19 protein-coding genes are annotated in these 21,332 nt (G+C 62.6%); 9 read left to right on the plus strand and 10 right to left on the minus strand.

Going from position 1 to position 21,332, the window contains the following annotated elements; translation table 11 throughout:
- Positions 1-311: 311 nt before the first annotated feature.
- The 6 genes from fabF to cysE all read left to right on the plus strand — a co-directional run bounded on the left by fabF (position 312) and on the right by cysE (position 6,964).
- Positions 312-1,571, plus strand: a complete 1,260-nt coding sequence (fabF, locus tag Q1A89_RS16685; RefSeq protein WP_299730881.1) for a beta-ketoacyl-ACP synthase II — start codon at positions 312-314, stop codon at positions 1,569-1,571.
- Positions 1,571-2,737 carry an endolytic transglycosylase MltG gene (gene mltG, locus Q1A89_RS16690; RefSeq protein ID WP_299730883.1) on the plus strand — a complete coding sequence of 389 codons (1,167 nt, stop codon included), beginning with the start codon at positions 1,571-1,573 and terminating at the stop codon, positions 2,735-2,737. The genes fabF and mltG overlap by 1 nt, the downstream gene beginning before the upstream one ends.
- Positions 2,738-3,057: 320 nt before the next feature.
- Complete coding sequence (locus Q1A89_RS16695; RefSeq protein WP_299730886.1) at positions 3,058-3,402, plus strand: hypothetical protein; 345 nt, start codon at positions 3,058-3,060, stop codon at positions 3,400-3,402.
- A 52-nt stretch (positions 3,403-3,454) separates the two neighbouring features.
- Positions 3,455-5,782 carry a glycoside hydrolase TIM-barrel-like domain-containing protein gene (locus Q1A89_RS16700; protein ID WP_299730889.1) on the plus strand — a complete coding sequence of 776 codons (2,328 nt, stop codon included), beginning with the start codon at positions 3,455-3,457 and terminating at the stop codon, positions 5,780-5,782.
- Positions 5,782-6,069, plus strand: coding sequence for a hypothetical protein (locus Q1A89_RS16705; protein ID WP_299730891.1), 288 nt, complete (start codon positions 5,782-5,784; stop codon positions 6,067-6,069). The genes Q1A89_RS16700 and Q1A89_RS16705 overlap by 1 nt, the downstream gene beginning before the upstream one ends.
- Before the next feature lie 85 nt (positions 6,070-6,154).
- Positions 6,155-6,964, plus strand: a complete 810-nt coding sequence (cysE, locus tag Q1A89_RS16710; RefSeq protein WP_299730893.1) for a serine O-acetyltransferase — start codon at positions 6,155-6,157, stop codon at positions 6,962-6,964.
- 77 nt (positions 6,965-7,041) lie between these two features.
- Here the strand turns inward: cysE and Q1A89_RS16715 are convergent, their stop codons facing one another.
- From Q1A89_RS16715 to Q1A89_RS16740, 6 genes are all read right to left on the minus strand, one after another.
- A complete protein-coding gene (locus tag Q1A89_RS16715; RefSeq protein WP_299730895.1) occupies positions 7,042-8,331 on the minus strand; it encodes a pyruvate dehydrogenase complex dihydrolipoamide acetyltransferase in 1,290 nt (429 codons plus the stop codon).
- A gap of 10 nt (positions 8,332-8,341) precedes the next feature.
- A complete protein-coding gene (locus Q1A89_RS16720; protein ID WP_299730898.1) occupies positions 8,342-9,709 on the minus strand; it encodes a pyruvate dehydrogenase complex E1 component subunit beta in 1,368 nt (455 codons plus the stop codon).
- Between the two features lie 14 nt (positions 9,710-9,723).
- Complete coding sequence (gene pdhA, locus Q1A89_RS16725) at positions 9,724-10,752, minus strand: pyruvate dehydrogenase (acetyl-transferring) E1 component subunit alpha (RefSeq protein ID WP_299730901.1); 1,029 nt, start codon at positions 10,750-10,752, stop codon at positions 9,724-9,726.
- A gap of 125 nt (positions 10,753-10,877) precedes the next feature.
- Complete coding sequence (locus tag Q1A89_RS16730; protein WP_299730904.1) at positions 10,878-11,177, minus strand: septum formation initiator family protein; 300 nt, start codon at positions 11,175-11,177, stop codon at positions 10,878-10,880.
- A gap of 89 nt (positions 11,178-11,266) precedes the next feature.
- The gene (locus Q1A89_RS16735; RefSeq protein WP_299730906.1) at positions 11,267-12,043 is read right to left on the minus strand and encodes an SDR family oxidoreductase; all 777 of its coding nucleotides are present in this window, start codon (positions 12,041-12,043) and stop codon (positions 11,267-11,269) included.
- 71 nt (positions 12,044-12,114) lie between these two features.
- Complete coding sequence (locus Q1A89_RS16740; RefSeq protein ID WP_299730908.1) at positions 12,115-13,302, minus strand: phosphoglycerate kinase; 1,188 nt, start codon at positions 13,300-13,302, stop codon at positions 12,115-12,117.
- A 128-nt stretch (positions 13,303-13,430) separates the two neighbouring features.
- On the opposite strand from Q1A89_RS16740, the gene Q1A89_RS16745 reads away from it, so the two are divergent.
- Both Q1A89_RS16745 and Q1A89_RS16750 read left to right on the plus strand, forming a co-directional pair.
- The gene (locus Q1A89_RS16745) at positions 13,431-13,940 is read left to right on the plus strand and encodes a peptidylprolyl isomerase (RefSeq protein WP_299730910.1); all 510 of its coding nucleotides are present in this window, start codon (positions 13,431-13,433) and stop codon (positions 13,938-13,940) included.
- Positions 13,933-14,484 (plus strand): peptidylprolyl isomerase, encoded by a 552-nt coding sequence (locus tag Q1A89_RS16750; RefSeq protein ID WP_299731943.1) that lies wholly within the window; start codon positions 13,933-13,935, stop codon positions 14,482-14,484. The genes Q1A89_RS16745 and Q1A89_RS16750 overlap by 8 nt, the downstream gene beginning before the upstream one ends.
- An 81-nt stretch (positions 14,485-14,565) precedes the next feature.
- Here the strand turns inward: Q1A89_RS16750 and Q1A89_RS16755 are convergent, their stop codons facing one another.
- The 4 genes from Q1A89_RS16755 to Q1A89_RS16770 all read right to left on the minus strand — a co-directional run bounded on the left by Q1A89_RS16755 (position 14,566) and on the right by Q1A89_RS16770 (position 17,841).
- Entirely contained in the window at positions 14,566-15,075 is a 510-nt protein-coding gene (locus Q1A89_RS16755) for a polymer-forming cytoskeletal protein (RefSeq protein ID WP_299730913.1), read from the minus strand.
- Positions 15,065-16,396, minus strand: coding sequence for a M23 family metallopeptidase (locus tag Q1A89_RS16760; protein ID WP_299730916.1), 1,332 nt, complete (start codon positions 16,394-16,396; stop codon positions 15,065-15,067). The genes Q1A89_RS16755 and Q1A89_RS16760 overlap by 11 nt, the downstream gene beginning before the upstream one ends.
- 174 nt (positions 16,397-16,570) lie before the next feature.
- Positions 16,571-17,380 (minus strand): ferritin-like domain-containing protein, encoded by an 810-nt coding sequence (locus Q1A89_RS16765; protein WP_299730918.1) that lies wholly within the window; start codon positions 17,378-17,380, stop codon positions 16,571-16,573.
- The gene (locus tag Q1A89_RS16770) at positions 17,380-17,841 is read right to left on the minus strand and encodes a peroxiredoxin (protein WP_299731945.1); all 462 of its coding nucleotides are present in this window, start codon (positions 17,839-17,841) and stop codon (positions 17,380-17,382) included. Before Q1A89_RS16770 ends, Q1A89_RS16765 begins: the two co-directional genes overlap by 1 nt.
- A 73-nt stretch (positions 17,842-17,914) precedes the next feature.
- Here Q1A89_RS16770 and Q1A89_RS16775 point away from each other — a divergent pair, with 73 nt between their 5' ends.
- Entirely contained in the window at positions 17,915-21,325 is a 3,411-nt protein-coding gene (locus tag Q1A89_RS16775) for a DUF3971 domain-containing protein (RefSeq protein ID WP_299730921.1), read from the plus strand.
- Positions 21,326-21,332: the final 7 nt, after the last annotated feature.

Consider the following 21,332-nt stretch of genomic DNA (forward strand, 5'->3'; position numbering starts at 1 on the left):
CACATTGCGCGCCTTCCGGCGCACGGCATGTTTGATTTGGCGCTGCAGGTTCACCCAGGCGCAAGACCTTTCGCATATCGCACCCTTTGCGCCGCGCGCAGTTTGGCGTAGCGCCATGCCCAGCCCGAGCAAAATAGCCGTCACCCCTACGGGGTCCCTCTGCGATTTTTCTTGGCCTGCGCCTGTCGTTGCGCCGTCCCTTGCGGCGGCAAAGGTGGCTTCGAGGTGAAAGGGTCGGGCATGGTCTGGGGCTTGAACAGGATAGCGCCCGCGCGGTATGAGGCGACCAGAAGAATGAGAGGGCAGGGCATATGCGCAGAGTAGTCGTGACGGGATTGGGGCTGGTGACACCGCTGGCTGATGGGGTCGACGCGTCCTGGGCGCGGATTCTGGACGGGCAGTCCGGAGCAGGGCCGATCACCGGGTTTGATCCCGAAGGTCTGGCCACCACCTATGCCTGCGAGGTCCCTTTGGGGGATGGCTCGGACGGGACGTTCAACGCCGACGCCTATATGGAGCCCAAGGAGCAGCGCAAGGTCGACACCTTTATCATGTTCGGCATGGCCGCGGCCCAGCAGGCCGTCGAGGATGCGGGCTGGATGCCCGAGGACGACGCCAGCCGCGAGCGGACCGGCGTTTTGATCGGATCGGGCATTGGTGGATTGAATTCTATCGCCAACACCGCCGTTATGATGGAAGAAAAAGGCCCCCGCCGCGTCAGCCCATTCTTTGTGCCCGGCGCGTTGATCAACCTGATTTCCGGGCAGGTCAGCATTCGCTACCAGTTCAAGGGCCCGAACCATTCGGTGGTCACCGCCTGCTCGACCGGCGCGCACGCCATTGGCGATGCCGCCCGTCTGATCATGCTGGGCGATGCGGATGTGATGGTTGCCGGTGGCGCCGAGGCGGCGATCTGCAAGATCGGGATTGCCGGATTTAACGCCTGCAAGGCCCTGTCCACCAAGCGCGCAGACGATCCGACCAAGGCCAGCCGTCCCTATGATGCGGACCGCGACGGGTTTGTCATGGGCGAGGGTGCGGGCATGGTTGTGCTGGAGGAATACGAGCACGCGGTGGCGCGCGGTGCGAATATCTATGCCGAAGTGTGCGGCTATGGCCTGTCGGGCGATGCCTTTCACATCACCGCTCCTTCAGAGGATGGCGACGGGGCGGAACGTTCGATGCGAGCCGCCTTGCGCAGTGCGGGGCTGGAGCCCGGGGCACTGGACTACATCAACGCCCACGGCACCTCGACCATGGCTGACACCATCGAATTGGGTGCGGTGCAGCGGATGCTGGGCGATCATGCGAGCAAGGTCACCATGTCCTCGACCAAGTCGGCCACGGGCCATTTGCTGGGCGCTGCGGGTGCGATCGAGGCGATCTTTTCCATCCTTGCGATCCGCGATCAGGTCTGTCCGCCGACCATCAATCTGGATAATCCAGCCGTTGATACTCCGATCGACCTGGCCCCGAACGCCAAGCGCGAGCGCACGGTCAACTATGCCCTGTCCAACAGCTTTGGTTTTGGCGGCACCAATGCCAGCGTGATCTTTGGGAAAGTCAGCTGATGTGGCGCTCCATCGCGTCCAACGCGATAACGTTTCTGATCGTCGCCCTGTTTGTGCTTGGGGGCGTGATCCTGTGGGGGCGGGGCCAGTATGAGGGCCCGGGACCGCTTGCGGACGCGATCTGCGTGCAGGTCGAGCGGGGCACGAATTTTCGCCGGGTGAGCCGCAATCTGGAAGCCGAGGGCGCTGTCACCAACGCCTCGATCTTTCGGATGGGAGCGGATTATGCGGGCAAGACCTCTGAGTTGAAGGCGGGCAGCTACCTGATCGAGCCCGGTGCGTCGATGGAAGAGATCGTCGATGCTGTGACCCGGGGCGGGGCAAGTACCTGTGGCACCGAAGTGGTCTATCGCATCGGGGTCAACCGGTTGAGCGCGCAGGTGCGCGAGTTGGATCCGGCCACAAACCGTTTTGTCGAAGTGGCTGAATTCCAACCCGGTGTTGAGGAGACGCCCGAGATCTATGCGCAGGTCAAGGACGCGCAGGACACCCGCTATCGCATTGCGTTGGCCGAAGGGGTGACCAGCTGGCAGGTTGTGACCGCCTTGCGCGGCATGGATGTTTTGCGCGGCGCGGTCGAGGGCATCCCACCGGAGGGTGCTCTGGCCCCGGACAGCTACGAGGTGCGCGAGGGGGATGACCGCGCTGGCGTGCTGGCCAAGATGGCGGAACAGCAGGAGTTGTGGGTGTCGGCGGCCTGGGAGGCGCGCGATCCCGATCTGCCGCTGGAGAGCCCGGAGGATTTGCTGACCCTTGCCTCGATCATTGAGAAGGAGACAGGCGTTGCCGAGGAGCGCGAGCAGGTGGCGTCGGTCTTTGTGAACCGCCTGAATCGCGGCATGCGTCTGCAGACGGACCCGACGGTGATCTATGGCATCACCAAGGGGCAAGGTGTGCTGGGGCGGGGCCTGCGCCGTTCGGAGCTGCGCGCAGCGACACCTTGGAACACCTATGTGATCGAGGGCCTGCCGCCCACACCTATCGCCAATCCGGGCCGCCAGAGCCTGATGGCCGCCGCGAACCCTGCGGATACGCCTTATGTGTTCTTTGTCGCGGACGGCACCGGCGGTCATGCCTTTGCCGAGACGCTGGAAGAGCACAATCGCAACGTGGCGCGCTGGCGCGAGATCGAGGCGGAACGTGCGTCGCAGACGGATGGCGGCTAGGACGCGGTTGTAGCGGTCGGCGGGTGATGGGCAGATTGCCCATCCTAGTTAGAAGGTGAGCGCACGTTTGGGTTGTGTAGTGGTTTCAAGGGGTTGCGCAGTGTGTGACCTCTAGATGGCTGAAAATTAAAGGTTTTGTTAATCCGTGCGTGCGTTGGGTCGGGCGCAGCCGAGATCATTTCGCTTGACTCTGCGAACGGTCACACGTATAACTTGTGTCAAGCTAGGAAAAGTGGGTAGGCGACGTCGGAGTGATCCGGGGTCGCTTTTTCATTTTGCTCGTGCGGGGGATCCCCAACGCATGAGAGGTTTATGCACATATGACACTTATCACCCCGGGGCTTGAAGAAGCCCGCACGGACGAGCTTTTGCTGTCCGTGCACAACTCGCTCAGCGCTTTGCGCCGCGAGATCACAGCCCTCACAGAAAGGGTAGTGGCGGGGGAGGACGTCAAGAATGCGGAGTTGAAATCCAAAGGATCGGATTTGAGCACCGCGCTTGTGAATTGCCAAAAACTGGAGTTGACGCTTGCAGAAGTCAGACAAAAGCGAAGCCGCATTGCACAAGGGGGCTACGCCCTCGATCTCGATGCTGCCGGAGTTGAGGTACGGTGCGCGCTTGGTCGCCTCCGCACCTGTGCAAGTGCAAGAACAGTTTCTAAGTGAGTTGGGAGAGGGCGCCTTGTGCGCCCTCCCTTTTCTGTTCGAATTCTGGGCGATGCCTCATCAGTTGCCGCCCGAGGGCGATTGGCGCACCTGGGTGATCATGGGAGGGCGCGGTGCGGGCAAGACCCGTGCCGGGGCCGAGTGGGTCCGATCCATGGTCGAAGGGCCAACCCCGCTGGATGAGGGCCGTGCCCGGCGCGTGGCCCTTGTGGGCGAGACCATTGATCAGGTCCGCGAAGTGATGATTTTTGGCGACAGCGGTATTCTTGCCTGTTCGCCTGCCGACCGCCGCCCGAAATGGGAGGCCGGTCGCAAGCGCCTGCTTTGGCCCAACGGGGCGGTGGCGAGCGTGCATACGGCCTTTGACCCCGAGGGGCTCAGGGGGCCGCAATTTGATGCCGCCTGGGTCGACGAGCTTGGTTGTGCTGCAATCGACAAGGGCACAAATGAGCCCAACAAGTTTCTTGACCAAAAATCCTCTGAAAGCAGCGTGCCGAAATATTCAAACGGCGCGCGGGATGACCTTATTCAGAAGCAGTATCTGCGCGCGATGAATTCTTATTGGGCCGATCCGGAAAACAACCCGCAAGCCGTAGAATATGAGGGCCCAATGGTCGACATGACCCGCGCCTTTGTCTGGGCCTGGGACGCGCGGCCCTATCCGTTTTTTCCCAATGCCTTGAGTGTCTGGAGTGATGGGGAAAACTATCCCCGCGGCCATTGGATCAATGGACGTACCTCTGCGCGGACATTGGCGTCGGTTGTTGGTGAAATCTGTGACCGGGCAGGGCTGACAGCCTATGACACCTCGGCGCTGCATGGCTATGTGCGGGGCTATCTGGTTGAGGACGTGTCCGCGGCGCGCAGCGCTTTGCAGCCCCTGATGTTGCGCTACGCCTTTGATGCGATCGAGCGGGATGGTGTTCTGAAGTTCGTGATGCGCTCGGGCGTTGGTGCGAAACCGCTGGAGTCGAGTCATCTGGCGATCAATGCGGACCTTGAGGGCCGCCTTGAGCAGTCTCGCGAATCCGAGGCTGATCTGGCGGGCCGTGTGCGCTTGCGCTTTGTCCAGACGGACGGCAATTTCGATATCCTGTCGGAAGAGGCCATTCTGGCCGATGATGCGACCCATTCGGTATCCACGACGGATCTCCCGATGGCGCTGACCCGGCCCGAAGGTCGCCAGATCGCGGAACGCTGGCTGACGGAAGCGCGGATATCACGTGAATCCGTGCGGCTGGCCCTGCCGCCCTCGCTGATCGGGATCGGCGCGGGGGATGTGATCGAGGTGGAGCCGGATCAGGCGGAAGGTCCGGGTCTTTACCGTGTGGACCGCGTGGAACATGGCGAGATGCAGATCCTCGAAGGGGTGCGCATCGAGCCCGAGGTCTATACACCATCCGAATTGTCCGACGAGTTGGCAGGCGTGCGCGAGTTTGTGCCACCTGTGCCGCTGACCTCGGTGTTCCTCGATCTGCCCTTGCTGACGGGCGAGGAGGTCGAGCACGCGCCCCATGCGGCCGTGACCGGGACGACCTGGCCGGGCAGCGTTGCGATTTACCAGTCGACCACGGATTCTGGGTTCTTCCTCAATTCACTGGTCGCTGCACGCTCGAGCATCGGGTTCACCGCATCCCCGCTTGCGCGGGCGCGGGCGGGTTTGGTTGATCGCGGCGATGCGTTGGAGGTCGAGATGGTACATGGCGCGCTGGAATCGACGTCCGATGCGGCGTTGCTGAACGGGGCCAACCTTGTTGCTATCGGCGATGGCTCGCCCAACAATTGGGAGCTGTTTCAATTTCGCGATGCAGAGCTGATCGCGCCCGGTCGCTATCTGTTGAGCCATCGTTTACGCAACCAACTGGGCAGTGACGCGGTGGGCCCGCAGCTGTGGCCGGAGGGGTCATGGATTGTGGTGCTGAACGGTGCGCCGTCGCAAATCGACCTGTCTCGCAACCTGCGTCGTGTGGCGCAGACCTATCGGTTGGGGCCTGCGCGGCGCAGCTATGACGATCCGTCTTATGAAGAATTCGTGCATGCCTTTGATGGTAATGGGTTGCGCCCCTATCGCCCGGTGCATTTGCGCGCTGTGGAGAGCGGTGGTGATCTGGACATTTCGTGGATCCGGCGCACGCGGCTGGATGGAGATGACTGGGACCTGCCAGATGTGCCGCTGGCTGAGGAAAGCGAAAGTTATACGTTGCGGGTTATGCAAGGTGCAGCGGTGGTGCGGGAGACCGTGGTGACCACGCAAGGCTGGACCTACGAGGCCGCGGCGCAAGCCGCGGATGGGCTGACGGGTGATTTTGAGATCGCCGTGGCGCAAAACTCTGCCCGCTATGGGCCGGGGCCATTTACATCCCTGGCGGTGCCTGCCTGATGCGACCGGTTTTGGCGTCTGACTTGCTGTGCGCGGGGCGCGCGGTTTTGGCGGCTGCGCCGGAGGCGCGTGCCGCACTGGCCGGACGCTTGCTGCAGGACGCGGACGCCGCTGATATATTTTGCCAGCGCGAAGGCGCGCGACATCCGGACTTTGGTGACGGCACGCTGGCGGCAGCGGCGCGCGGTGTCGGGCTGGCGGCAGAACCAACGATCTGTGATCGGGACTTTGCACATGCTCTTGTTCTGGTGCTCATGGCGTTGATCTATCACGCCCGCGACGACTGATCAGCGCAGGCGATGACAGCCATCACAGCTTTGCATTTGGAAAAAATACCTTATCTAGGGTAAGCAAGAGCCGAAAGGATGCATCATGGCTTACCTCAAAACGAATATCGCCGCGATTGACCCGGTTTGGGACCAGATCAATGACGAGGCGCGTCAGGCTGTTGTGGATGAACCGCTGATCGGCGGGTTCGTGCATGCGTGTATTCTGCATCACAAATCCATCGAAAAGGCGTTGTCCTATCGCATCGCTGCCAAGCTGGCCTCGAACGAGATGTCGATGGTGGTGGTACGCGAGATTGTCGAAGAGGCTTATCAGAAGTCGCCGGAGCTGGTTGAGGCCGCGCGGGCGGACCTGGTGGCGGTCTATGAACGGGATCCGGCCTGCCATCGCCTGGTGCAACCGATCCTGTATTTCAAAGGCTATCAGGCCATTCAGGCCTATCGTGTCGGCCATTTCCTGTGGACCGAAGGGCACTATGATCTGGCCTATTTCTTCCAGATGCGGGTGTCGGAGATATTTGGCGTCGATATTCACCCTGCCGCCTCCATCGGCAAAGGCATCATGATCGACCATGCCCATTCCATTGTGATTGGGGAGACTGCGGTGGTCGGCAACAACGTGTCGATGCTGCATTCCGTGACCCTTGGCGGGACCGGCAAAGAAGAGGAAGACCGCCATCCCAAGATTGGCGACGGTGTTCTGATCGGAGCCGGGGCCAAGGTGCTTGGCAATATCCGCGTGGGCAATTGCAGCCGCATTGCCGCCGGGTCCGTGGTGCTGGAAGAGGTGCCGCCTTGCAAGACGGTGGCCGGTATCCCCGCGCGCATCGTGGGCGAGGCGGGCTGTGATCAGCCGGCGGTGTCGATGAACCACATGCTGGGCAAGGATCAGTAGTCGCCGCATTTGAGATTTGAAACGAGAAAGGCCGGAGCGGGTGCGCTCCGGCCTTTCTTCGCGTTTTTGGGGGTCTGTTACGCCAGCATGGCCAGCGGGTTTTCCAGATTGTCCTTGATCGCGTTGAGCAGTTGCGCCCCGAGCGCGCCGTCGATGACCCGGTGATCCACCGAGAGGGTGACTGACATGACAGTGGCCACGCCCAACTCGCCATCCTTGCCGACCACCGGTTTTTTGACACCCGCACCGACCGCCAGAATGGCGCCGTGGGGCGGGTTGATCACCGCATCAAAATTGTCGATGCCGAACATGCCCAGATTTGAGATCGCAAAGCTGCCGCCCTGATATTCGTGCGGTGCGAGTTTGCGGTCGCGGGCACGTGCGGCGAGGTCTTTCATCTCGGCCGACAGGGCCGAGAGCGATTTCTGATGGGCGTCCTGCAGGACAGGTGTGAACAGGCCGCCTTCGATGGCGACGGCGACAGCCACGTCCGAAGGCGTCAGTTTCAGCATCCGATCCCCGGCCCAGACGGCGTTGGCATCCGGAACCTGTTGCAACGCAAGCGCGCAGGCCTTGATGATGAAATCGTTGACCGAGAGTTTCACGCCACGATCCGCGAGCTGCCCGTTCAGGGTGCCGCGGAATTCGAGCAGGGCATCCAGCTGGATGTCGCGGCGCAGATAGAAATGCGGCACGGTCTGCTTGGCCTCGGTGAGGCGGGCGGCAATGGTTTTGCGCATCCCGTCGAGCTTGATTTCCTCGTATTCGCGACCCTCGTACATGCGAGCAACGGCGTCTGCCGACGGGCCGGAGGGCGCAGTGGCAGGGGCGGCGGCGGATGCGGCGGGTGCCGCCTTGGCGGGGGCCGCTTCGGCCTTTTCCACGTCCGCCTTGACGATGCGACCATGCGGGCCCGAGCCCTTTATGGCATTGAGGTCGAGACCCTTTTGCGCCGCGATCCGGCGGGCGAGGGGGGAGGCAAAGATGCGTTGACCGTCCTTGGCCGGAGCGGCCGGGGCGGGCGCGGGTTTTTCGGCGGCGGCTGGCGCAGGTGTCTCTGCGGCTGCTGGAGCTTCAGGTGCCGCTGTAGGCGCCGGGGCACTGCCGATGTCATCGGCACTTTCACCCTCTTCGAGCAGCACGGCGATGGCGGTGTTCACCTTTACGCCTTCGCTGCCTTCGGCCACGAGGATCTTGCCAATTGTGCCCTCGTCCACGGCCTCGAATTCCATCGTGGCCTTGTCGGTTTCGATCTCGCACATCACGTCGCCGGACGCGACCGTATCGCCTTCCTTGACCAGCCACTTGGCGAGCGTACCTTCCTCCATCGTGGGCGACAGGGCGGGCATGAGAATTTCTGTCGGCATCTCCGGCTCCTTAGCGGTAAGTGACGTTTTTGACAGCGGCGATGACTTCGTCCGTGGTCAAGAGCGCGTGTTTTTCGAGGTTGGCGGCATAGGGCATCGGCACGTCTTTGCCGGTGCAGTTGATCACCGGGGCATCGAGGTAGTCAAAGGCCTCCTGCATGATGACCGAGCTGATGTAGTTGCCCACCGACCCTTGCGGCCAGCCTTCTTCCACTGTCACGCAACGGTTTGTTTTCATGACGGAAGTGAGGATGGCACCGGTGTCCATCGGGCGCAGGGTGCGCAGGTCGATCACATCGCAGCTGATGCCTTCCCCGGCCAGTTTGTCGGCGGCGGCGAGCGCATATTGCATGCCGATCCCGAAGGAGACGATGGTACAATCATCGCCTTCCCGCCAGATGCGGGCCTTGCCGAAGGGGACGGTGTAGTCATCCATGTCCGGCACATCAAAGCTGCGCCCGTAGAGGATTTCGTTCTCAAGGAAGATCACCGGGTTCGGATCGCGGATCGCGGTTTTCATCAATCCCTTATAGTCCGAGGCCGAATAAGGCATCACGACCTTGAGGCCGGGGATTTGCATATACCAGGCTGCGTAGTCCTGGCTGTGCTGCGCGCCCACGCGGGCGGCGGCACCGTTGGGGCCGCGGAACACCATCGGTGCACCCATCTGACCACCCGACATGTAAAGCGTCTTGGCTGCGGAGTTGATGATGTGGTCAATCGCCTGCATGGCGAAGTTGAAGGTCATGAATTCCACGATGGGGCGCAGGCCGCCAAAGGCCGCGCCAACCCCGATTCCGGCAAAACCGTGTTCGGTGATGGGCGTGTCCATCACCCGCTTGGGGCCGAACTCATCCAGCATGCCTTGGGAAATCTTGTAGGCGCCCTGGTACTCGGCCACCTCTTCGCCCATCAGGAATACGGTGTCGTCGCGCCGCATCTCTTCGGACATGCCATCGCGCAGGGCCTCGCGCACGGTCTGCTGTTTCATCGCCGTGCCGTCGGGCCAGTCGGGGCTGGTGTCGACCTTTGGCGCGGCGGGGGCTTCGGATGCGGCAGCAGGGGCTGGCGCAGCAGCAGCAGCGGCGGCTGCAGCCGCAGGGGCCGGGGCGGCGGCCACATCATCCACGCTCTCGCCTTCCTCGATCAGGATGGCGATGGCGGTGTTGACCTTGACGCCTTCGGTGCCTTCTTCGATCAGAATCTTGCCGATGATCCCTTCATCGACGGCCTCGAATTCCATCGTGGCCTTGTCAGTTTCGATCTCGGCCATGATGTCGCCGGAGGACACTGTGTCGCCTTCCTTGACGAGCCATTTGGCCAATGTGCCTTCTTCCATGGTGGGAGAGAGGGCGGGCATGAGAATTTCGGTTGCCATGTTCTGTCTCTCCTTTACGCAGTCTGGGATGCGGCGTCGTCCGCGTAGATATCTGTCCACAGCTCTTCGAGCGCGGGTTCGGGACTGTCCTTGGCGAACTCGGCGGAGGCGTTGACCACCTCCTTGATCTCTTTGTCGATGGCCTTGAGGTCGTCCTCGGTTGCATGCTTGCCGGTCAGCAGCATCGAGCGCACCGCCTCGATCGGGTCGCGTTCGTCGCGCATTTTCTGGACCTCTTCGCGGGTGCGATATTTGGCCGGATCGGACATGGAGTGGCCGCGATAGCGGTAGGTCTTGATTTCAAGAATGTATGGGCCTTTGCCCGCGCGGCAGTGTTCGACCGCCTTTTGACCGGCGGCCTTGACGGCGAGCACGTCCATGCCGTCTACCTCTTCGCCGGGGATGCCGTAGGACGCACCACGTTCCCAGTAGCTGGGGGATTTGGTCGAGCGTTTGGTCGAGGTGCCCATTGCGTATTGGTTGTTTTCAATGACAAACACGACCGGCAGCATCCACAGCTCGGCCATGTTATAGGCTTCGTAAACCTGACCCTGGTTGGCCGCGCCATCACCGAAATAGGTGAAGGTGACGTTGTCATTGCCCTTGTACATGTCAGAGAACGCAAGACCGGCACCCAACGGGACCTGAGCGGCGACGATGCCGTGGCCGCCGTAAAAGTGCTTTTCCTTCGAGAACATGTGCATGCTCCCGCCTTTGCCCTTGGAATAGCCGCCCTCGCGCCCCGTCAATTCGGCCATGACGCCGTTGGGGTCCATGCCGCAGGCCAGCATGTGGCCGTGATCGCGGTAGGATGTAATGCGCTTGTCGCCTTCCTTGGCGGCCGCCTCAAGCCCCACAACCACCGCTTCCTGCCCGATATAGAGGTGGCAGAAGCCGCCGATCAGACCCATGCCATAAAGCTGGCCCGCTTTTTCCTCAAAGCGGCGGATCAAAAGCATGTCGCGGTAATAGCCTTTCAGCTCTTCGGCAGACACATTCGGTTTTGATGTGGCTTTCTTGGTCGTGGCTTTGCGCGCGGCCATAGGCATCCTCCCAAAGTGAAACTAGTTTAGCGTTAAACTATTCCTTACAGGATTCGCGCGCGAGGGGCGAGTGCGAATGTGCCGCAGGGGAAGGTGGGCGGTAACGTATTGAAGAAGATGGAGTTTTAGCGAATGACGATTTCGTCGCTGCGTAGCATGCCCAGGATCGATCGGGCCTGTTCATCGAGCAGATCAAGGTCAAGGTAGTCATCCGAGAGGCGGCGGGTCAGGTTTTCCATCTCGGCCACCTCGTATTGCACGGCCATCAACTGTGCGGCCAGATCGCGCGCCTCGGCGTCAATTTCAGCGCGGCGGAACAGCCCGTAATCGCCCTGCACGGCGGCAAAGGTGAAATAGATGCCAAGCGCGAACGCGACGGCAAAGAATATGACGGTGCCCAATGCGGGGCGTGCTGTGCGGGTCATGCCTGATGCCTTCTGTCCCGTCTCTGTCGGACGGCTGTCGGCACTATGGCACAGGCGAATCGCCTTGTGAATCCTTTTTCGCCCTGTTTTCAGTGTTTTCCCATGATTTGTGCGGCCACGCGGGTCAGAATGCCGCGCGGGGTGATCCGGGGGGAAAAGGCGAAGATCTTGTTCATCAGGCCGGGCACGACAATGCGCTTGCCGATGCGGGCATCCAGCCAACCGGCCTGCGCGACGACCGCTGAATCCATCGGGCGCGCCAGTTTCAGCAGGCGTACGCCATCCATGTCCGCTTCGTTGAAGAAATTGGTGGCTGTCGCACCCGGGCACAGGGCGGTGATGGTCACATTGGAGCCGCGCAACTCTTCGGCCACCGCTTCGGACAGGGACAGCACATAGGCCTTGGTGGCGTGATAGACGGCCATGTTCGGCCCCGGCATCATGCCCGCAATCGAGGCGACGTTCAGGATGCGGCCCTTGTCGATGCCTTTCATATGCGGGATCGCCAGTTTCATCAGGCGGGTGAGGGCAAGCATGTTGACGTGGATCGAACTGGCCTCACGCTCCCAATTGGCGGGGTCGGCAAACTGTGCGTTGACCCCCAGCCCGGCATTGTTGACCAGCACATCAATGCTGCGCCCGTCGGTGGCCTCGGCCCACAGCCGCTCGACCTCGGCCATGTCTGACAGGTCGGTGGGGATGACCAGTGCCTCGACCCCCATGGCACGGACCTGATCGGCCACTTTTTCCAGCTTGTCGACCGAGCGGGCCGCGAGGATCACGTTGCGCTTTTCCTTGGCGGCGATATGGGCGAATTCGACACCCAACCCTTCGGATGCGCCTGTGATCAAAGTCCAGTTTGCCATGTCGAGATCCCCGTGTTGTGCCAGTGCCTGCGCCGATAGATAAGGTCAGCGCGCGTGGTGCCAAGGGTGCATTATTGCATCAAGGCGGCGACACCGGGCAACTCTTTGCCCTCCATCCACTCCAGAAATGCCCCCCCGGCGGTGGAGATATAGGTGAAATTTTCAGCAACCCCCGCCTGATTGAGGGCGGCCACCGTGTCACCGCCACCCGCGACGGTGACCAGTTGCCCGGATACGGTGAGGTTCGCTGCGGCCCGTGCCGTTGCGACAGTGGCCGTATCGAAGGGGCTGATTTCAAAAGCCCCCAGAGGCCCGTTCCAGATCAGCGTCTTGAGGGTCGCGAAGGTGGCGGTGATCATCGCCGCTGAAGCATCCCCGGCATCCAGCACCATCTGGTCGTCCGCCAGAACCGTGTCCGCATTGAGGGTCACAATTTCGTGCGCGGCCCCGGCCTCGAACTTGCGCGCAACCCGCCCATCGACCGGCAGGATCACCGTGCATCCAGCCGCCTTGGCCTCGGCGAGAATGTCGCGCGCGGTGTCGTGCAAATCGGCCTCTTGCAGGGACGCACCAAGGCGCGCGCCCTGTGCGGCGAGAAATGTGTTGGCCATGCCGCCGCCAATCACCAGCACGTCGATCTTTTTGACAAGGTTGTGCAGCAGATCGAGCTTGGTCGAGACCTTGGCACCGCCCACAACCGCGCCTACGGGGCGTTCGGGGTTGGACAGGGCGGCCTCAAGCGCGCTCAACTCGGCCTGCATCAGACGGCCCGCGCAAGAGGGCAACAGGTGCGCGACGCCAGTTGTCGAAGCGTGCGCACGGTGGGCGGCAGAAAAGGCGTCATTGCAGAACACATCGCCAAGCGAGGCGAGGAATTGCGCCATTTGCGGGTCATTGGCCTCTTCCATCGGCGTAAAGCGGGTGTTTTCGACCAAAATCACCGCATCCTGAGGCTGGCTGTCGATCCAGTCGCGGCTGGGGCGTTCGACAAAGGAGACGGGGCAGCCAAAGGCGGTCTCGAGCGCCGGGACCAGCGGTTCCAGCGACATCTCGGGCACGGGCTTGCCCTTGGGCCGTCCGAAATGGGCCAGCAGGACTGGGCTGCCGCCGCGCGCACGAATGTCGGCAATCGTGGGGGCGATCCGTTCGATCCGGGTGGCATCGGTTACACGCCCATCCTCGACGGGGACGTTGATATCCACCCGCGTCAGCACGCGTTTGCCGTTCAAGTCCATGTCATCCAGCGTCTTCCAGCCCATGTCAGCCTCCTGTTTTTGTGATCGCGTCTTGCATCGCGGCAAATGCTGCGCTGGTCAATGCACGACTTGTCCCTTGCGCGTCTCCGGCATAGGTAGGGGGCAAGCAAATCTGAGGAAAGACGAGACATATGGCCGAGATCAAAGACCCCGAAAACACGATCCTGATGGAACTCAAGGGTGGCACCGTCACCATCGCGCTGATGCCCGACGTGGCCCCCCAGCACGTGGAGCGGATGAAAGAGCTGGCGCGCGCCGGCGAGTATGACAACGTGGCCTTTCACCGGGTGATCGACGGCTTTATGGCCCAGACCGGTGACGTGCAGCACGGCGACATGGAAGACGGGTTCAACATCCGCATGGCGGGCACCGGCAGTTCGGACAAGCCCGATGTGCCAGCCGAGTTTTCCAAGATCCCCCATGCGCGCGGTTCGCTGGGTGCTGCCCGCTCGTCCAACCCCGACAGCGCCAACAGCCAGTTCTTTATCAACTTCAAGGACAATGATTTCCTCAACGGTCAGTATACCGTTTACGGTCAGGTCGTTGAAGGGATGGAGCATGTGGATGCCATCACCCGCGGCGAGCCACCGGCCGAGCCTGACCGGATGATCAGCGTCAAGGTGGCTGCCGATGTTGCGTAAATCCGCCGCGCTTTTGGCCCTGCTTGCGGCAAGCCCTGCGCTTGCCACCGGCATCGACATCACGGTGGCTGGCGAGGCCAACGGCGTGATCTCCATCGACCTGCTCGAAGACGTGGCCCCGGGCCATGTGGCGCGCATCACCGCGCTGGCAGAGGCGGGGGCCTATGACGGCGTCGTCTTTCACCGGGTGATCGACGGTTTCATGGCGCAGACAGGCGATGTGCAGTTTGGCCAGATCGACGGCTATGACGCACGCCAGGCCGGGCGCGGTGGATCGGACCTTGGCAATCTGCAAGCCGAGTTCTCGGACATCACCTTTGATCGCGGTGTGGTCGGCATGGCGCGCAGCAGTGATCCGAATTCGGCCAACAGCCAGTTCTTTATCATGTTCGCGCCGGGCCCGTTTCTGGACGGTCAGTATACGGTGATCGGGCGCGTGACGAACGGCCTGGATGTGCTGGATGCGGTCAAGCTGGGCACTGGGCCAAACGGCGCGGTTGTTGGCGCACCCGACCTGATGCAAAAGGTCACCGTCACCGATTAAAGTTCTGACAGAACGTAAAAAAACGGGCGCTGCAATTCCTTTGCAGCGCCCGTTTTCTTTTGTCTGTTCAGTCCGTGCGGCTTATTCGCTTTTGGCAACCGGTGCGGGCTGGCCTGCGGGGCGGGCCGCTTTGCTGCCCGAGTTCAGCGGGTCGTCCTGACGCTGAACCGAGCCTTCGAAATGGGCACCGGATTCGATGGCGATGGTCTTGTGGATGATGTCACCCTCGACCCGCGCGGTCGATGTCAGGCGCACCTTCAGCCCACGTACACGGCCCACGATGCGGCCGTTGACCACAACGTCATCCGCGATGACTTCGCCCTTGATCGTCGCGGTTTCGCCGATGGTCAGCAGGTGGGCGCGGATGTCGCCCTCGACCGTGCCTTCGACATTGATATCGCCGGTGGTTTTCATGTTGCCGGTGATGTGAAGGTCCGCCGACAGGATCGAAGCGGGCGGCTTGGCCTTGGGGGCGCTTGCCTTGAATTCGCTGGCCTTGGGCGCCGCTGCGGGGGCAGGGCTGGCCGGGGCTGCTGGCTTGGTTGAATCCGCACTGGGGCCGGGTTCGTTGATTTTGCTCTTAGAAAACATCGTTCGCTGCCTTGATATAGATCATCGGGTTGACGGCCTTGCCGCCGACGCGCACTTCGTAGTGCAAGTGCACGCCTGTCACCCGTCCAGACGCTCCCATATCACCAATTCTATCCCCGCGCGAGACCCTTTGGCCAACTTTAACGTTAAGTCGGGAAAGGTGCGCATAGCGGGTTTCGATTCCGAACTCGTGCTGGATCTTCACAAGGCGGCCATAGCCAGACAGCCAGCCCGAATGGGTCACCACTCCATCGGCCGTCGCATAAAGCGGCGTGCCAAGCGAGGCGGCGAAATCCACGCCGTTGTGCATGCGCCGTCCACCGGTCTTGGGATCGCGACGGAACCCGAAGGACGAGGTGAAGCGGAACGAAGATTTGACCGGCGTTGCAAAGGGCGCCTTTTGCGCGGCGATCCGGTAGAGGTTCAGAGTATCCATCTGATTTAACAGACGGTTGGCGCGCAACGTGTCGGGGCTTGGCTCTTCTCCACGGGTGGAAAAGCTGAGCGGGGTAAGGGGGCCGCCCTGACCGGAATAGCCCTGACGCACCTGTTCGATAATGCGCTCTGTGGGCATGCCCGCGGCGCGGAACATCTTGTCGAGCGGGGCGACGGAAACGGTCATCGCCTCTTCGAGCTGGCGGAAAATCTGGTCGTTCTGCTCTTTCATCAGGGCGATTTCAGAGGCCATCGCGTCGGCGGCCAGCAGGGCTTCTTGTGCGTCTTCGACCACCTGATCACGCTCGGCTGCGGTCTTGGCCAGTGCCTCGGCGACGAAATCCATCGGCGCATTTGCGCCGTTTCCGGCCAGCGCACCGGCGGCAGCCCCCGTTTCAACCTGGCTTTCCAGAGCGGCAAGTTGCTCACGGGCCTGCTCGCGGTCCTGCATGGTGCCGCGCAGGGTGGCCTGAATCACTTCGATTCCCGTCTCAAGCTCACGGCGGCGGGTTTCGGAGGTAAGCAGCTCGGTCTGCATCACGGAAATCTGCGCGAGGGCGGCGTTGAACCGTTCCTGGGCGGCCAGCGCCTCTTCGGCGCGGCGGTCCCGTTGGCCGGACAGATCGTTCAGTCGCGCCTGATAGGTCCGTTGATCCCGTTTGGCCTGTTCGCGGAAATTGCCAGCCCCGATACTGTCCATCAGCAGGATGGCCGTGGCCACGATCGCCCATGCGACAACAAAGGAACTGCCTGCAAACGCAAGCAGTTGCGTGCCAGGTTTCAACCGGATGAAGCGGGTGTCATTGTCAGATTTCAGAAAGACGCGTCGTTCAGGAAAGTAGTGTTCCAGCAACCCGTGCACTTTGATGCCGATGCGTGTGCGCACTGCGTATTCCTTGTCCCGTCCCAATCCCGACACTCCCGTCCCCCAACAAGGTGTCTTGCCGCCTGTGCATAAAGTGGTGGACTAGTTGCGGCAAGGGCGATCCTTTTACATGGGCAAAAATCGTTTCAATATGTGACATATCGGCGGAAATCCGCTCACAAAAATCCATACGGATCAGTCCGCTACGGCAAGTGGCCAGTAAAAGTCGGGGGGCAGCCCGGCCTCGGCCCGTTTTTCCTCGTTGAAGGGGGGCTTGAGCGGGCTGTGGAAATAGCGCTGCACCAGTGTGTGAAACGCCTCCTTCGGGTCCTGCTCGTGCCGACCGCAGAGAAAGTGAAACCACTTGGAACCATAGGCCACATGGGCGACTTCCTCGCCATAGATCGTCTCAAGCGCGGCAACGGCCTGATCGGCCTTGGCCTTCTTGAACACCTCGATCATCCCCGGCGTCACATCAAGCCCGCGCGCCTCAAGCACCATTGGCACAACGGCGAGACGTCCCATGAAATCATCGGCCGTATCCTCGGCCGCACGCCACATGCCCGCATGGGCGGGCAAGGCACCATAATGGCTGCCCATTGCTTCAAGGCAGTCGCACATCAGATTGAAATGCTTTGATTCTTCGTCCGCGGCCTTGACCCAGTCATCGTAGAATCCCATCGGCATTTCGACATCGGTGAAACGCGCGATGATGTCCCAATGCAGATCGACCGCATTGAGTTCGATATGGGCCACCGCATGCAGCAGCGCGACGCGCCCTTCGGGACTGCCGGGACGACGGCGCGGCACGTCACGAGGGCTGAGCAGCTCGGGCTGCGCGGGTCGCGCCGGGTGCATGGGCGGGTCGGCATGGCCGATTTCCGGGCGCGCACCGCTCTGGCGTGCGGCCTGCCATTCGGCGGCCAATTGGCGCGACAGGGCTGTCTTTTCCCGACCATCCGCAGTGCGCAGCACGGCCTCGGCCATCTGCGCAAGGGGCTGCATCACAGGGCCTCGACGGCGGCCAGCACCGCTTCGGCATGGCCCGGCACCTTGACCTTGCCCCAGACCATCGCGACATGCCCGTTGGCGTCGATCAGGTAGGTCGTGCGCTCGATCCCCATGTATTTCTTGCCGTACATGTTCTTTTCTTTCCACACCCCGTAGTCCTCGCAGGTGCTGCCATTCTCGTCCGACAACAGCGGGACAGTCAGTTCACGCTTGGTTGCGAATTTGGCATGGCTCGCCACGCTGTCCTTGGAGATGCCAAAGACCTTGGCGCCTGCGGCCTCAAAGGCGGGCAGATGTTCGGAAAAGGCGATGGATTCCTTGGTGCAGCCGGGCGTGTCGTCGCGCGGGTAGAAATACAGAACCACCGGTCCGCCCTGCAGCGCGGACAATGTGACGTCGGTGCCGCTGCCATCGGGCAATGTGAAATCGGGGGCGGGGGTCGCAATATCGAGCATGTGCTTGGCCTTTTCCTCGGGCATGTGAAAGATGTGACTGGCATGATAGGTCAGGTCAGACAAGAATAAAGGCATGAGCAGCACCGAACCGGTCCTTCCAGCCCCGCAAAAGCGGCGCAAAAGCCTGTGGCGTCGCCACCGGGTGGGCAGTCTGCTGGTCACGCTGACGGTGACTGCACTGTTGGGGGCCGTGCTTTATGTGCTGATGGGGCGGCCTGTGTCGGCCCCTGCATGGTTGCGCGATGAGGTCGAAATGCGCGCCTCGGACGCGCTTGGCACCGCGCGCCTGTCCTTTGACACACTCGATCTGGTGGTCGAAGAGACGGCCAGCCCGCAGGTGCGCATGTCGAATGTGCAACTTCTGACCGAAGACGGCGCCGAAATTGTCGCCTTTGCCGAGTTGCGCGCGGGCCTGTCCCTGAGTGACCTTCTGGGTGGAGAGATGCGCCCGACCGAAATTTCGGTGAGCGGTATCTTTGCCAAGCTGCGCCGCCAGGCGGACGGGTCGGTGATCCTGTCCGGCGGGCTTGATCTGTCCGCACCGGAGCGGCAGGCGGCGACCTTGCCCGAACTGATCGAACAGATCGACGGTATCCTGACCTTGCCCGCACTCAGCGCCCTGCGCAGCATCGACATTCAGTCGCTGACGCTGCGGGTCGAGGATGTCCGCTCGGACCGGGCCTGGACGGTAGACGGCGGCCGCGTGCGCCTGAACCACAACGACGAGGTTGTGCGCATCACCTCTGATCTGGCACTGCTGAGCGGTGGGCAGGGGGTGGCCACGCTTGAGGCCAATTACGAAAGCCGCATCGGCGATGTGGCCGCCAGTTTCGGGGCGACGGTCACGGATGTGGATGCGGGCGACATCGCCACGCTCGCCCCGCCATTTGCCTGGCTCGATGTGCTGCGCGCGCCGATTTCGGGGGCGGTGCGGGGCGGCGTTGCCTCTGACGGGCAACTGGCCCCGCTCAACGCCACTCTCACCATCGCCGCCGGGGTGATCCAGCCCACGGATGCCACCCGGCCCGTGCCCTTCAATTCCGCGCGCAGCTATTTCACCTATGATCCGGCACTGCGCGTGCTGAGTTTTGACGAATTGTCCGTGGAGAGTGCGTGGATCACCGGCCGCATCGAAGGGCAGACCGTGCTGGGTCTGACCGAAGCTGGCCAGTTGGACGATCTGGTGGGCCAGTTCCGCTCAAGCACGCTGACCGCCAATCCCGACAACCTCTATGACCAGCCAGTCAGTTTCGAAGCCGCAGAGATGGATTTCCGCCTTGGCCTGAACCCCTTCCGTCTGGATGTGGGGCAGGCGCTGTTTCAGGATCAGGGCCAGACCCTGCTGGCCCGTGGCGCGCTCGAGGCGACGCCCGAGGGATGGCGTTACGGCGTGGATGCGCAGATGGACGGGCTGTCCCCCGACCGGTTGCTGGCGCTCTGGCCCGAAGGGGCCGTGCCCAAGACACGCAATTGGCTGGTGGAAAACCTGCTTGGCGGGACACTGAGCAATGTGGACGTGGTGCTGCGCGATGCGCCGGGTAGCGCGCCCAACGCCTATCTCAGCTTTGATTATGCCGACGCACATGTGCGCTATGTCCCGACGCTGCCGCCGGTGACGGGCGCGCGGGGCACGGCCAGCCTGCTCGACAACCGGTTTGTGGTCACGATGGATTCCGGGCAGGTCGCCGCCCCGCAAGGCGGCATCATCGAGGTTGGCGGGTCGTCCTTTATCATTCCCGATGTCACGGCCAAGGACGGGACTCCGGCGGTTGTCCGCGTCGAAAGCAGTGGCACGGTGACAGCGGCGCTGTCGATGCTGGACCTGCCGCCGCTAAATGTGATGTCAAAGGCGGGGCTGCTGCCCAATCTGACCGATGGGCGCTTGCAGACCACCGGCACGCTTGCGCTGCCCCTGCGCAAGGGGCTGCCGCCGTCCGAGGTGGTGTTCAATGCCACGGCCATCGCGCGCGATGTGCTCAGCACCACGTTGATCGAAGGGCGGCGGCTCGCGGCAAGTGCGCTGCGGATCACCGCCACGGATCAGGGCGTCGAGGTGTCTGGCCCCGGCACGCTGGACGGCGTGCCCTTTGATGCCACATGGGCGCAGCCGATCGGGGAAGGGCCGCAGCCCAGCACCGTGACCGGCACAATCGAGTTGTCCGAGCGCACGATCGACGCCTTTCGCCTTGGTCTGCCTGCCGGTCTGGTGCGCGGGCAGGGCACCGGCAACATCGTCGTAAACTTACCTGTCGGCGGCGGCGCGCCGTCTTTCGCGCTTGAGACCGATTTGCGTGGTATCCGCTTGTCCTCCCCACCGCTGGGGTGGAGCAAGGCCGCAGGCACGCGGGCGCGGCTGTCGCTGGCCGGGCGCCTTGGGACGACCCCGCGCGTGGATCGCCTGTCCCTTGAGGCGCCGGGGCTGCGCGCCGTAGGCTCGATCACGTTGCGCGCCGGGGGTGGCCTTGAACGCGCGCGGTTTGAACGGGTCCGGGTGGGCGAGTGGCTGGATGCGCCGGTCGATCTGGTCGGGCGCGGAGCCAACGCCGCGCCGGGCGTCGAAGTGCGCGGCGGGACACTGGATCTGCGGCGCGCTGATTTCGGCGGCACCGGGTCGGGCACCGGCGGCAATCGGGGCGGCGGTCCGCTCAGCCTCGCGCTGGATGAGTTGCGGATCACCGACAGCATCCGTCTCACGGGCCTGCGCGGGCAGTTCAACATGACACGCGGACTGGATGGAGAGTTTCAGGCCCGGATCAATGGCGGCACGCCCATCAAAGGGCAGGTGCTGCCACAAAACGGGCGCAGCGCCATCCGCGTGACGTCGCAGGATGCAGGCGGGGTTGCGGCCTCGGCCGGGATCCTGAAACAGGCGCGGGGCGGGTCGCTGTCACTGACCCTGCTGCCCGTGGGCGCGGCAAGCTTTGACGGCACCCTCAGGATCGAGGACACCCGCGTGCAGGACGCGCCTGCCATCGCCGCACTGCTCAACGCAGTGAGCGTTGTGGGCCTGCTTGATCAGATGCGCGGCAGCGGCATTCATTTTCAGGAGGTCGAGGCGGCGTTTCGCTTGACCCCGTCCACCATGGCCCTGACCCAAGCCAGCGCGATAGGCCCGTCGATGGGGCTGTCGATGTTCGGCACCTATGATGTGACCCGCTCGATCCTCGATATGCAGGGGGTGATCTCGCCGCTGTTTCTGGTCAACGGAATCGGCAGCATCCTGACCCGCAAGGGCGAGGGGCTGATCGGGTTCAACTATGCGCTGCGCGGTCCGGCCGCCAAGCCGCAGGTACAGGTCAATCCGCTGTCCGCCCTGACGCCCGGCATGTTCCGCGAAATCTTCCGCGCCCCGGCCCCCAAACTGCCCGATGTCGGCGAGGATGCGCCCGCCGCAAGCCCCGAGGCCTTTGCCCCCGAGGCGCCGGTTGAAACCAATGCGCAACGCCGTCTGCGCGAGCGGCAAGAAGAGCGTGACAGCCGCTAGTCCGCAG

It is taken from the genome of uncultured Tateyamaria sp., from assembly GCF_947503045.1.
Classification (GTDB): domain Bacteria; phylum Pseudomonadota; class Alphaproteobacteria; order Rhodobacterales; family Rhodobacteraceae; genus Tateyamaria.

Coding starts and splice junctions, on each gene's coding strand:
- Q1A89_RS16705 (WP_299730891.1), top strand. CDS start 5,782: ATGCGACCGGTTTTGGCGTCTGACTTGCTGTGCGCGGGGCGCGCGGTT.
- Q1A89_RS16700 (WP_299730889.1), top strand. CDS start 3,455: ATGCCTCATCAGTTGCCGCCCGAGGGCGATTGGCGCACCTGGGTGATC.
- Q1A89_RS16775 (WP_299730921.1), top strand. CDS start 17,915: ATGAGCAGCACCGAACCGGTCCTTCCAGCCCCGCAAAAGCGGCGCAAA.
- Q1A89_RS16720 (WP_299730898.1), bottom strand. CDS start 9,709: ATGGCAACCGAAATTCTCATGCCCGCCCTCTCTCCCACCATGGAAGAA.
- Q1A89_RS16745 (WP_299730910.1), top strand. CDS start 13,431: ATGGCCGAGATCAAAGACCCCGAAAACACGATCCTGATGGAACTCAAG.
- mltG (WP_299730883.1), top strand. CDS start 1,571: ATGTGGCGCTCCATCGCGTCCAACGCGATAACGTTTCTGATCGTCGCC.
- Q1A89_RS16695 (WP_299730886.1), top strand. CDS start 3,058: ATGACACTTATCACCCCGGGGCTTGAAGAAGCCCGCACGGACGAGCTT.
- Q1A89_RS16735 (WP_299730906.1), bottom strand. CDS start 12,043: ATGGCAAACTGGACTTTGATCACAGGCGCATCCGAAGGGTTGGGTGTC.
- Q1A89_RS16730 (WP_299730904.1), bottom strand. CDS start 11,177: ATGACCCGCACAGCACGCCCCGCATTGGGCACCGTCATATTCTTTGCC.
- Q1A89_RS16740 (WP_299730908.1), bottom strand. CDS start 13,302: ATGGGCTGGAAGACGCTGGATGACATGGACTTGAACGGCAAACGCGTG.
- Q1A89_RS16770 (WP_299731945.1), bottom strand. CDS start 17,841: ATGCTCGATATTGCGACCCCCGCCCCCGATTTCACATTGCCCGATGGC.
- fabF (WP_299730881.1), top strand. CDS start 312: ATGCGCAGAGTAGTCGTGACGGGATTGGGGCTGGTGACACCGCTGGCT.
- Q1A89_RS16715 (WP_299730895.1), bottom strand. CDS start 8,331: ATGCCGACAGAAATTCTCATGCCCGCCCTGTCGCCCACGATGGAGGAA.
- pdhA (WP_299730901.1), bottom strand. CDS start 10,752: ATGGCCGCGCGCAAAGCCACGACCAAGAAAGCCACATCAAAACCGAAT.
- cysE (WP_299730893.1), top strand. CDS start 6,155: ATGGCTTACCTCAAAACGAATATCGCCGCGATTGACCCGGTTTGGGAC.
- Q1A89_RS16765 (WP_299730918.1), bottom strand. CDS start 17,380: ATGCAGCCCCTTGCGCAGATGGCCGAGGCCGTGCTGCGCACTGCGGAT.
- Q1A89_RS16755 (WP_299730913.1), bottom strand. CDS start 15,075: ATGTTTTCTAAGAGCAAAATCAACGAACCCGGCCCCAGTGCGGATTCA.